Raw genomic sequence first — 11,488 nt, 5'->3', positions numbered from 1 at the left:
AGATCAGGAGCGCCATTTCAAGATGGTCCAGCGCCAGGCGTGGCGCAGCACCAGAGGAGTTAACGCCAATGCGCTCAGCCAGTGGGCCCAGCTGGCGAGGTTGCCCATGGCATCGCCCGGGGTGCCGTGCAGCACCAGCAGCAGGCCGCTGGCCAGACAGATCAGCAGCAGGGCTTCGATAATCCGCCCCGTGGTGCGCAAAAAAGGTTTGTTGCTGCGATTCAACAAGCTGCGATGGGAGAGCCAGAAGGCGCCAAACAGCAGCGGGAACAGGGTGAGCGAGAGCATCACATGGAAAAACAGATTCCAGCGTGCCAGCGACCAGAGCGGGGTCAGCGGTTCCCACAGCAGCAGGCCGGAGAAGAACATCAGATAGAGGGTGCCCTCGGCGGCCTGATGGTGGTAGGCCAGCCACTGCCAGAATTGTCGGGGTGAGAGAGAAAGGCTTGTCATAAAGGCTCCAGCACCCGGGCGGGGCAGCCCGGGGGGAGCAAGTTTATAACGCAGTAAGAGTAATGAAAAGTGTTATCAATTGTATTGCAAGTGAATCAAGGCTGAACAAGCACAGTGATCCGGCTCGACTATTTATGCTCCGCCATCCGCTCGGTCACCGCATAGATGAGCGCGGCCAGCGAGAAGGCGAGAAACACCACCACGGACCACTTCATATCGACTTCATTGATGATGCCATCTTCGAGGAAGGCTTTGAGCACCTCCACTCCGGCGATGGTCACCAGCGAGTTGATGACAATGAGCTTGAGGGAGGCAAAGTTGATCTTGCTAAGCCAGTTGCTGCTAAGGGAGGCGCGCTGCTCTTCCGTCTGGATAAATTGCACATAGCCACAGATAGCAACCAGGATCAGCATCTGGGCCACCAGTATAAAGTCCACCAGGGTCAGCACGCCGGTAATGAGGTCCAGATAGGGGATCTCGAAAATGTTTACAGAAAGCTGATAGAGCTGCATAGCAAACTTCACCATCAGCAATACCACGCAGATGAGAATGCCAATGTAGAAGGGGAACATCATCAATCTGCTGCCATTGAGCATGAAATTGAATCGACGCATGAGAACTCCGATGTTGGGTACAGGGGTAAATAGAGTGAGTATGGCGCGAGCAGCCCGCAGCGTTGCAAGGCAGTGGGGGCTCATTATGTCGGGTCGCCCCCTGCTTGCGCCTATAAAAAAATAAAAAGCCATCATAAAAATAAAACCGCATCCCGCTGTCTTATTTGTGATTTTTCCCTGCCGTAACATGCCGCTTCTCAATTCTGGGGGGCGACTGCCTCCCTCCTATTTATCAGGCTCGGTCCACCGAGAGTGGCCGCTTGCCAGGAGTGTTGCGATGCGTATTGGTCTGCTGTTGAGTATGGGGATGCTGGTTGCAAGCGGGGTTCAGGCACAAGCTCTGGGAGCCATTCCTGGGGAATCTGGCTTTTCCGGCAGTGTACTGGCGGGGGCCAGCGTTGGCGAGACCAAGTCCAATTTGGCCACGGGGAGTGCAGGTCGCGAGCGGATTGACACTTTGGGTGCTGCGGCGCAGCAGCGCCACCTTGATCCGGTGATCAACGGGGATCTTCGCTACACCTTTGCCTCCACCGGTAGCCAGCTGTTTTTGGGCAACCTCATTCAGGATGCCATTCGCGGCGACGGTACCCAGCAGTTCGGGCTGCGCCAGCAGCTGGGGGATAAGGGGATCGTGGCCGGTTCGCTGGTGTTCAATGCCACCCCGGTCAAGGTCTGGCGCGATCCCTTTGCGGTGGGTGTGGCACGTCAGGAAAGTGATGTGCGATCCCACGGCGCCCGTCTGGCGTGGGACAACATCTGGGGCAGTGCGATCAGTGGCAGCGTCACCAGCCGCGACGTCAAGGTGAATGGGGAGTCCAGCGGCGAGCAATATGGTCGTGCGGTGATGGGGATGCTGGATCGCAATGGCCGGGTCAACTCCGCCGAGCTCTCCTACCAGTTCTTGCTGGCAGACGATCAGTTCCTCGAGCCAGCATTGCGCTATGAGAAGGCTGGTCTGGCGGGCAGTGCCGAGTCTTATGTGAGCAAGGGGTTGCAGCTTACGTACGCCAAAACCTCGCCCCGCTGGTCATTTGTCAGCAACCTCTATCTGGGCAAGCGGGACTATGATGAGGCCAACCCGCTGTTTGGCCAGCATGCCGACAGTCGCGACATGGCCATCGATGCCACCCTCTTCTGGCACCAGCTGTTTGGCATTGCGCCGCTCTCTGCACTCCTGAGCGCCAGCTACGCCACGGCAAACTCCGGGATCGACTTTTACGATATTCGCGCCACCAGCCTCACCACAGGTCTGCTCTACCGTTTCTGATCCCGGCATCCGGCAGTGAGATGAGGTGCATACAAAGGGGCTGGTCAATCCAGCTCTTTGTTTATGGGATGGCGCTCAATAGACAATTCAAGCTGTATGCAGGTTGGTCATCACATGCAGGTAAGAGGCGTTATGACAGAGGGCATTTGAAGGGCGCGCGTGACAGGGAAGGAGGCGAACAGCAGATACGAAAAAGCCCAGCCAAAAGGCTGGGCTTTAGAATTTGGCTCCCTCGACAGGACTTGAACCTGTGACATACGGATTAACAGTCCGCCGTTCTACCGACTGAACTACGAGGGAAAAGTGGCTCCTCCTAAGGACTTTAACCCGTTATCTACGGATTGGATGTTCGCCGTTCTACCGACTGAACAAAGGAGGAATTGCCTGTCTCGTTAAGACGGACCGGATAATAGTAATCTATCTAATAAAAGTCAATCAGAAAGACATGCAGAAGTAAGTTTTTACTTGTTTCGTCTAAAAATTGAGCTCAGCTTGCCATTTCTGCACCTTCCTACTGGACTTCATTCATTTATCAACGGATTGGGATAACCGCCGAGCCGTCGCGTCCGTCGAGATTTTGTAGCCATCTGTCATCCTGTCTGACCGGATATCGTCCGGAGAATTGTTGCTCCAAGAGATAGATATTACTGGATGGATAAGTGATAGAGGACACGACAAAAACTGCTAGGTGATCCGGATAGGGACCTGAACTAGGATGTCGTGAATGCCATAAAGTAAAAATGCCCCAGCTGTTACGCAGGGGCAAGTGTTGTTACTACTTCCGCTTAGGTTTTGCTTCCCTACGCTCAAACTTCACTTCGGGGTAGCGTTCCTCTAGGAGCTCGTACAAGGCATTAAGCACCTGCACTCGCCCCCTGCACTTGAGGCTGTAAGTCCAGGCTTTCAGCCGCGCTTCCTCACAGGGGCCGAAATGGTTGATGAATAAGATCCTGAACAAGTCCCAGAGCTCATCAGTGGGGTAGGTAGTCTTGTTCTGCTTGAGTTTGTTCTTGGCGAACAGACGGACCTCGATTTTCTCTGCCAGTATCACTGCGGGGTGCTTCTTGGGCTTAACGTCTTGGGTCGTCTGCAGTTTGGCAAGAATATCTCGCAAACAGTCTGTCGGTTGCATACTCATCCGAGCAACTCCTCTGCGTTGTCAAAGTCACTTGCATGGGTAGCATCGACGTGTGGGGACGAACTCGACGGGACTGCAGGATGTTCCGTCACCTCGACGCCATCGTCACGACTTTGACTCGTTTTTGGCTCAAACCAGACGTTGTAGTACCGATCAGTGGCCCGTCCACGGATGACATGCACTCCGTTGCTGGCGAGAGCGTCATGAATCATTGGTAGCTTTCGAGACATCGCTGCCGCGTTGCGGGGCATATCTGAACCAAGACTAACAGATGTCTGGGCTTCCAAAGCGCTGAGCAACTCATGGGGAGTACCGTGCCAAGGATTGCTCCTGGAGTAGCGCTTCGCGAACGTGGTCAAAGCCACAAAGAGAGAGTCGTCCACAACACCAGCTACTTTCGCCTGTTCAACGTTGGTTTTGTACGCCTGCTGGAGAGCGCCCTGAGGTAACTTGAGCACTGCCTCCAGACCAGCCACCCAACATGAGAAATCTGCCATTCTGCTTTTGTAGCTGACCTTCACGGAGCCTGTCGCGGCTAGCACTCTAGCCGCGAGGATATGTAGGGTGTAGATAAGTGACGGCAACTCGGCTTCAAACTTAGCCCCTAGATCAGCTTCGGATTGTCTCTGTCCGTCTCCTATGGGGTGAAGGCTGATATTGACGCATCGGCTAACAAGATCACTTTCTGTTACGAATACATGAATACCATTTAATACAAGAGCGCACCGTAGCTCCAGGCTGAATTCCTGCCCGTCGGTGTAGAGTTTCCTGCCTGCAACGGAGCCGCCAGTCGAGACCAAACATAGATCATCGCTAAGCTCTCGCCGAACAAACCGGAGGTTATCGTAGATGAGGACATGGTTTAGTTGGGCCGAGATCGCGATATCCTTGATACTTTTAGGCATCGTTTGACTCGCAACTGAACTCGGGTCAACCAACTGTCTGATCAACTTACTGCACATGAATGTCTTGCCAGAACCAGCGGGAGCCCTGATTGTCAGAATGGGGTACGGCAACTGGGCCGCTTTCGGCGTTGCCACTGTGTACGTCAGCCATGCTAACAACAGTAATTTTTCCGCATCGGAACAGTTGAACCACCTTAAGAGGGCCTTAACGTCTACCTTCTGTTCAGGCTCTGGGGCGGATAGCATAGTACTGCTTTCCGTGAAGTAGATCCCGCTAGGTAAATCCGTGATGTTAGACACAGCACCATCTGTAACTTGTAGGAAACGATTTTCCCCGAGATGATAAATGTAGCCATTTGCATAGGGGGAAAAACGATAGTGAGATACCACAAGTTCTCCCTCCTCATATGCAAGGGAGTCCAGCTCGTCGAGCACGTCTTTGAGTCGGCTTTCACTTAGTCGCTCAGCTCGCAACTTGGCAAAGCTACGCAGCTCTCGTTTGACCCTATCTGAGTGAAGTGGATGGCAGATTCCCCTCTGGGTTTTTAAAGTGATAAATATTTGGCCGGAGGCGCTCTTTTTGAGTTCAACACGGTCTTTGAACATCTCGGCGAATTTCACCGCATCAAAATTCTTAGACATCACATCATCTCCCCAGAAACCTGCCCGTCGTAAATCCCATCAACTTTCACATTCAGTTTGAAGCCATCCAGCACCATGGCACTGGCTTGCTTGAGAACCTCGATAGCTTTCGCAACCTGCTGATCTTGTTTCGCAATAGGTACACGAATGAGAAATGCATCATGTATGGTCAAGCGTAAATCTATCCCCTCTTTTGCTAGGCCGATGACTGCACGACGCATGATGTCTGCACCAGCTGCCTGAACAGGCCAGTTGCGGACAGCAAGAGGATTGCTCAGGGGAGGGACCCATGCAGCCCAGTCAAGGCTGCGGACGAAGCCATTTTGAAAAGCCTGCTGAGAACGGCGGTTGAGTTCTGTATCAACCTGATGAAACACCTCGCGCAGAGCTTCCCAACGACGTTGAACTAGCATCAATGGAATGTGGTGTTCTTTTGCAAAACTTTCGGGGCGTTGTCCGTATAAATATGTAAGCGCATGTTGTTTTGAGGTTTTGTCGTCTAAGTCAGCAAGGTTAGAATGGCTAAGAATATGAAGGTAGAATTTACCTTCCTGGGCCGCACTCTGTAGCTTTAGATCATTGGCAAGGCAGGCAGCAATTGCTGGCTCTTGACTACTATAATCAAGCAAGATGTAAGCAAATCCTGGAGCTGGTGCCAACAAATATTGCCACATAACTTTCTTGATACTAGTTATGCTAGGGCCACGGATTGAATCCCTACCTGTGTTAGTTGCCAGTGGTTCGGATTTGTGGTGAATCGTGTTCGATACACTTCTCATACTATACAGTGCCATTACTATAGCCTCACCATCGGGGGGTAAATTCCCCCCGGACAGAAATGGATGGATATTTGGTAATATTTCAACGCCTCGTCGATACATTGCTTTATGCATCTCTAGATAAGAGAGAACGACCGAGTTTATTATGTGGTGAGGTAATCGGCACTGCCATGATTGAGGTATCCCAGTCAATTGTGCTGATATAGTATTAATATTGTTTTCGAGTAATTTTTTATTTAAAAGTGCCAGTTCTTCATGGTTACTCATCAGATGCTGATAATATCAATATCAGAAAAGTCGATATCAAGGGCATTGTCTCTACATGCTATGTTTGGCATTACAGTGATAGGGAGGTCATGAGTAGAAATGGTTTTGCTTATATCCTCACTAATCAGCGTTTTATACACGGGGTGATCCTCGGTAGAAATAACGGAATCGTCAAAAAAAAGCTCTAGCAGGCGATCAAACTCTTCCGATGAGACGTGTTCAATTTGTTTCTGTGAAGCTATGAATTCATATGCATTTTCTGTACGTCTAATAGTGTAAGTTGCGGCTTCTTTAGAGCGAAGTAACTCTCGCTTTGCTGAGCTATATCCATCATCTGAAATAGCATTGGTGAGAATGAGGAAAGCATTGCCATATTCTGAACGACACGAAGTTAGAGCATATACCTTCAAATTTCGCTCATCAATATTGCTCGTGAGGCCTGTGTTTATTGCGCAGATGCGGTCTCCTGTTGATGTTTTTATCTTTACACACTGTAAATACACGGTTTGATCTGCACAAACAAGAATGTTTGTTCCATCCCTTGGCATTCTTGATAAATATGATTGAGTTTGGACTATTGGGTTTATTATCGCGCAAGATAACTTACTAAGCATTGAATGCATTTATATTCTCCTGTTCTGGGTTATATCATTTCTGATTTGTCTGTGGCGACAGGGGCAATATTAGAATTTTTGATTACGGGTGGTCAATAGAGAGAGGAGGATGTAAATGAAATGTACAAGCGGTTAGTCTCGGCCATTTTCAGAAATTATATAAAATTGGCCAAGTAATTCGGATTGAAATATTTTCCACTATTTATTTGAATGGGTGTTTTTTGTTCAAATGTAACTGATTTGTTGCGACTATTGAGTGTACCTACTTGTCAAAGAGGACATGTAGGCAAGGTTGAGATGAGATATGTGGACATGCATTCAATATCTAATAGGATGGCTAGATATCTGAACTGCTAGGTCGTTCAGTGAGAGTAACGCGCAAATTTCGTCGAAGTGACGACGCGGCGTACCCTCCCCGTCGAGCCGACACCACCGTCGCGATTTTTACTCTTTTGGTAGGTACTGACCGAAAAAAAGGCGGGATCTCTCCCGCCTCTGTCACTAACCTAGCACTACTCATACAAACTGACGCTGCAATCCTCTCTGGATGCCATACAGTCTCGGGCTGGGCTGCCGTCTGGCTCAATCTGATAGATCCGCTCCTTGTCGACCCGATACATAGCTGAGCTTGTCTTGAGGGGGATGGCGAACGGGCCTTTCCAATCCACCGAGCAGCTTGGCTCCTGGAAGTTGCCATTGTCGTCCATCAGGGATGCCCCACAGCTTTCGATCACCGTCTGGCCGTTCTGTTGAATCGTGATGTATCGCTCTGTGCCACTTCCACCTGCAAAGTTAAAGCTACGCTTGCCGATGAAGGGGAGGGGCTGTTTCCCATGTAGAGCTGTTTGGGGGGCGGCTTCTTCTTTGGCTGCTTCGCACATCTTATCTAGCAGTGCATCGATCATGAGGTCAGATTGTGGCTGGCCGTTTATCTCTAAGGCTTCCACGCTGAACTCTTCACCTTGGATCCACATCTGGAGCAGGCCACGAACAGGTCTATCTCCATATGTGAACGTGCCACTCACGTTGACCAACTTGCGGCCATCAGCGGCTTTGCCTGCCGACCACTCGGGATCCTTAAAGAAGCTATCGGCCTGCTGTTCCAAGGTCACGCCTGGGCAGCTTTCCAGCTCTCCTCCTTTTACGGTCTGCTCGTCCAGTTTGCTGAACCATCCGGCTTGAGCAGCAGGGGTTATCAATAAAGATAGAGAGGCGGCTAATAAAATTTTATTAAAATGTTTCATCGAACATACCCTTCACTACGTTATATCCATTTAATTTAAATAAATTTATATATCAGTTGATTTGTTGGAGTTCAGACATGAATACATCAACATAAGCCTTATTGTTTAGTAGCTCACCATTGATTGTCAGCACTCGAAATCCTTTTGCATTACTATAAAGCGCTCGATTCATGTCATTCTTTACGTTAAGAAGCTCAGATGAACCAGAGGTTGGAAAACAATGGACCTTTGCTGCACCAGGATTTCCTGATTTTGTATTGACCCAAAGAGCCTGCATCATTCCATACCCTGAAGAACATTCATTTGATCTCACCAGCTGATATTCACCCATAGCAATATCAGGGAAATTGACGGGTTTATAATCTAACGAAAATCCAGCTTCAGTAAGCTCCACTCGTCTATTTACGAGCACGTGGCGCTTGATGGCTCCAGAATTAGAGTGCAAAATTTCATCTCTACCCTCGTCGGCTAGTGGCGTGCCAATATTAGTGATATAAGGGGCATTTCTTGGGGTAAGCGCTTTTGCAAGTGACTGGGTTTCATCTACAGCCTTGCCTTGTAACATTGATAAGCACTGTTGTTGCTTTGCTCTAACATGTATTCCAGCACTATTTTTGATAGCCTCACAATTTTTCTCGGTGGGTGTCCATTTTTCCTTTTGCGCTGGCATCGAAGTTTCTTGAGTCGCGTTGGGATCAAGTCCAGCGGCAATGTTATCGAGCGGCGCAAGTGCATCATCTACGACCTTGTTCAAGGCAGAACCCAAATCATCTCCATTGGAAACGCAGCCAGATAACGTCATGACTAAAATCGAACAAGCAGTTTTTCTAAACATAATAGCTCCATTGTAAAAACAAATAATAATTACCAAATCCATTGAAATGCTTTAATTTTTTGAAGGTTGTAACGTTTGTCGAAATCTTCTTGAGTCAGGCAAAGCACCCGAATAAACTCGATAAGAGATAGAAAAACAGGAATCCAAGTTATGCAGCCAGCGAGATAGATAAGACCCCAGCCCCAGTTTCCAGCGTAAAATTTATGTAACCCCAAGCCGCCACCGAAAAGCATCATCAGGGCCATAACAGATTTTCGCTTGCCACGATGATGAACTTGGTCAATCGTAGTCGTCTGAACTTCCTGAACTTCCTGAACTTCCTGTACTTGTGGTTGTGTTGAGTCACTAACTGTGAGTTTAGTTATATTGTCAGTCGCAGGGATATAGGTCCCATCGTCAAGTGCGGCAAGTCGTTTGCTTATTGGTGGATGTGTTGAAAATATTTCTGAGAAGCCGAGTCGGCCTGATATTTTGAACGTTGCATAAGCACTCTGTTCAAGAGGTATCTTGGATGTGTCATTTGCGAGTGACTTCAGCGCATTCATCATGGGGCCTTTACCCAAAAGTACTGCCGCAAAAGCATCAGCCCGATATTCTCGTGATCTTGAGAACGCCTTCACAACTAAACTACCCAGAAGGGTCAGTACAAGAGCCGCTATCGTTTTAATTAGCCATAACGTAAATTCAACAACCCAGCTGAAGCTATCACCAAAAATATTCAGTACACGTAATATGTTAAGCGGTAGGGTAGCTATTAAAACAATGCTATTGATAACTCCCTGTAAAAGAACAGTCCCTAACATGTCTCGGTTGGCTATATGAGCAATTTCATGCGCTGCGACAGCCTGTATCTGTTCTCGATCCATTTTATTCAAAAGGCTGGAGCTAAAGGCAACAAGTGCATTACTGGGGGAGGAGCCTGTAGCGAATGCATTTATATCTGGACTGTCATAAACACCAACCTCGGGTACACAGTCCAGCCCTGCACGTGTTGCCAGCTCAGCGACCATTTCATATAGCTTTTTTTCCTCGTCTGATGCTGGATAACGATGGTCAATAACTTTGACTCCATGTGCCCGTTTAGCCAACCATTTACAAAACATCAGCGAAAGCAATGCACCAGTAAAACCTAAAAATGGTATAGCTAGTGCGCCGGGGCCTGTCCACACAAGGCCAATAACCAGCCCCCCGTTCAACAACAGGAACCATTTAAGGAATTTCGCGTTTGATAGTGATTTCAGTTGTGCCACCGATACATTGTTATGGTCTGTGGGGGCCGTTATATTAACCTGTTGCGTATTTATCGGTATCTCGATTGGCATAGGGACGTGATCTGTAGTCTTTTCTTCGTGTAACGGCCATATTGTCCTATTGATAGGGGATGTGATAACTTCTGCGATCGTTTTGGCTTTCTTCTTGGCCGTACCGAAAGTATCTATGGCATCAGCGAAAGAGCCTGTCAGTGATATCTCAACAATCCCTTCTTCTGGCGAGCTGAAATTCACGGTAACGCGCAACCCGAACGGATTGATACCGTACTTCCAAGATGCTTCCAGTATCCCCTTGGCTCGGTCAGCAACCTTGATGGTGCCGCCCTCTGCTTGTAGGTGGGCAGCAATGTGTTCGAAGACAACTTCATAATCGTCATGACTGCGTAAAATAAGGTCGGATTGTTTAGTTATCGTAGGGGACTCCATGATGATTTTTCTCCTTGCTTGTTAGGCTATCTATAGTGGTGATTGCCCCCGACAGCTGGTGTCGGGAAGTGAATTAATTGGCGTGAAAAAATCTGCTCACATCCGGCTAAGTAGGGCTTTGAGGTCACGTTTTACCAATTGCTGTATACCTTTAGGGGAAACTACCTCTAAATAGGGAATGTAGGTTTTTATCACAGGCAACAATTGAGAACCACTAAAAACGCGGCTTGCCAGCAAGACGCTGCCATCCTCCAGCTCTCGGATCAGTGCCTGCTCGGGGAGGATGTTCCGAAGCTTGAACTCGTGGGCGATAGGCGAAGCTGCCTTGATCACGACTTCGTGAGTAGGGATGGCCTCTTGCTCGATGAGGCGTTGAAGAAGGTGCTGTTGTGACTCGCTGATCGTTGCTGGCGTATCTATCTGTTGGACGCTGGCGATACTCGACAAAGGCTCGATAAATGGCGTATCCGCCGTTACCCCTGCCAAGTACCAGCGGCCCCGCTTATTGACCAGACGATATGGCTCAATCTCTTGCTCTGCTGGCTCGCCCACCCATGTCAGCCTGACGTTGAGCTGTTGGCTGATTGCCTTGGCAAGTGGCTTCAGCCATTGGTAATGGCTGTCATCTTCATCGAGTTGAAAGCCGGAAAGGACGAATACAGGTGTTGATGCAGGGTTGAGCCAGAGCTTGATCAGACTTTCGTGATCATCCGGGAACAAAGCTTTGGCCCCCAGTTGCTCACACAGTCTCAAAATGGCGGGAGTGGTGGTTCTCCCTAGATAGCTAGGGTCAAGCCAATAGGTTTGTCCGTCACGTTCCAGCGGTAGATAAGCCAGTCTGACGTTCAGGTCTCGCTGGATCGTGCGAGCCGAGACATTGAACTCGTGGGCCAACTCGGAGATCACCAACCGCTGCCCGTTGTTGAGCTTGGTCAGGATCACGCCGAGGCGTTGGGCTAGGGTGTCGTGTTCTGCCATCTAGGGGAGCATCGTAGTCAAAGGTATCCAAGTGTCACGGAGGTGCCCGACAGGG

Annotated in this window: 11 protein-coding genes and 2 tRNA genes; 1 reads left to right on the top strand and 12 read right to left on the bottom strand. The window is 49.2% G+C overall.

Going from position 1 to position 11,488, the window contains the following annotated elements; all coding sequences use genetic code 11:
* Positions 1-3: 3 nt before the first annotated feature.
* Both ACTG2W_RS03955 and ACTG2W_RS03950 read right to left on the bottom strand, forming a co-directional pair.
* Positions 4-453, bottom strand: coding sequence for a hypothetical protein (locus ACTG2W_RS03955; protein WP_005352687.1), 450 nt, complete (start codon positions 451-453; stop codon positions 4-6).
* A 128-nt stretch (positions 454-581) separates the two neighbouring features.
* Positions 582-1,067 (bottom strand): YqhA family protein, encoded by a 486-nt coding sequence (locus ACTG2W_RS03950; protein WP_005333692.1) that lies wholly within the window; start codon positions 1,065-1,067, stop codon positions 582-584.
* Between the two features lie 277 nt (positions 1,068-1,344).
* On the opposite strand from ACTG2W_RS03950, the gene ACTG2W_RS03945 reads away from it, so the two are divergent.
* Complete coding sequence (locus ACTG2W_RS03945) at positions 1,345-2,334, top strand: DUF2860 family protein (RefSeq protein WP_106842945.1); 990 nt, start codon at positions 1,345-1,347, stop codon at positions 2,332-2,334.
* 224 nt (positions 2,335-2,558) lie between these two features.
* Here ACTG2W_RS03945 and ACTG2W_RS03940 read toward each other — a convergent pair.
* The 10 genes from ACTG2W_RS03940 to ACTG2W_RS03895 form a co-directional block, all read right to left on the bottom strand.
* Positions 2,559-2,634: transfer RNA gene (locus ACTG2W_RS03940), tRNA-Asn, on the bottom strand.
* A gap of 4 nt (positions 2,635-2,638) precedes the next feature.
* Positions 2,639-2,713 (bottom strand) — tRNA-Gly (locus ACTG2W_RS03935).
* A gap of 396 nt (positions 2,714-3,109) precedes the next feature.
* Positions 3,110-3,472, bottom strand: a complete 363-nt coding sequence (locus ACTG2W_RS03930; protein WP_201910238.1) for a hypothetical protein — start codon at positions 3,470-3,472, stop codon at positions 3,110-3,112.
* Positions 3,469-5,019, bottom strand: coding sequence for a hypothetical protein (locus ACTG2W_RS03925; protein WP_440016061.1), 1,551 nt, complete (start codon positions 5,017-5,019; stop codon positions 3,469-3,471). Before ACTG2W_RS03925 ends, ACTG2W_RS03930 begins: the two co-directional genes overlap by 4 nt.
* The gene (locus ACTG2W_RS03920; protein ID WP_440016060.1) at positions 5,019-6,065 is read right to left on the bottom strand and encodes a DNA polymerase; all 1,047 of its coding nucleotides are present in this window, start codon (positions 6,063-6,065) and stop codon (positions 5,019-5,021) included. The genes ACTG2W_RS03925 and ACTG2W_RS03920 overlap by 1 nt, the downstream gene beginning before the upstream one ends.
* Positions 6,065-6,688: a hypothetical protein gene (locus ACTG2W_RS03915; protein WP_201911089.1), complete on the bottom strand. Its 624-nt coding sequence runs from the start codon at positions 6,686-6,688 to the stop codon at positions 6,065-6,067. The genes ACTG2W_RS03920 and ACTG2W_RS03915 overlap by 1 nt, the downstream gene beginning before the upstream one ends.
* Before the next feature lie 503 nt (positions 6,689-7,191).
* Entirely contained in the window at positions 7,192-7,923 is a 732-nt protein-coding gene (locus ACTG2W_RS03910) for a hypothetical protein (protein WP_440016059.1), read from the bottom strand.
* 52 nt (positions 7,924-7,975) lie between these two features.
* The gene (locus ACTG2W_RS03905; RefSeq protein ID WP_342401807.1) at positions 7,976-8,758 is read right to left on the bottom strand and encodes a hypothetical protein; all 783 of its coding nucleotides are present in this window, start codon (positions 8,756-8,758) and stop codon (positions 7,976-7,978) included.
* Between the two features lie 29 nt (positions 8,759-8,787).
* On the bottom strand, positions 8,788-10,455 hold the full coding sequence (locus tag ACTG2W_RS03900) for a M48 family metalloprotease (RefSeq protein ID WP_440016058.1): 1,668 nt from the start codon (positions 10,453-10,455) through the stop codon (positions 8,788-8,790).
* 96 nt (positions 10,456-10,551) lie between these two features.
* The gene (locus tag ACTG2W_RS03895) at positions 10,552-11,433 is read right to left on the bottom strand and encodes a helix-turn-helix transcriptional regulator (protein WP_440016057.1); all 882 of its coding nucleotides are present in this window, start codon (positions 11,431-11,433) and stop codon (positions 10,552-10,554) included.
* Positions 11,434-11,488: the final 55 nt, after the last annotated feature.

The organism is Aeromonas sp. 96A (assembly GCF_051919165.1).
In the GTDB taxonomy this organism is placed as follows: Bacteria; Pseudomonadota; Gammaproteobacteria; order Enterobacterales; family Aeromonadaceae; genus Aeromonas; species Aeromonas veronii.
Note: the sequence above shows the minus strand (reverse complement) of the source record. Positions and strands in the feature narration are given on the sequence as shown.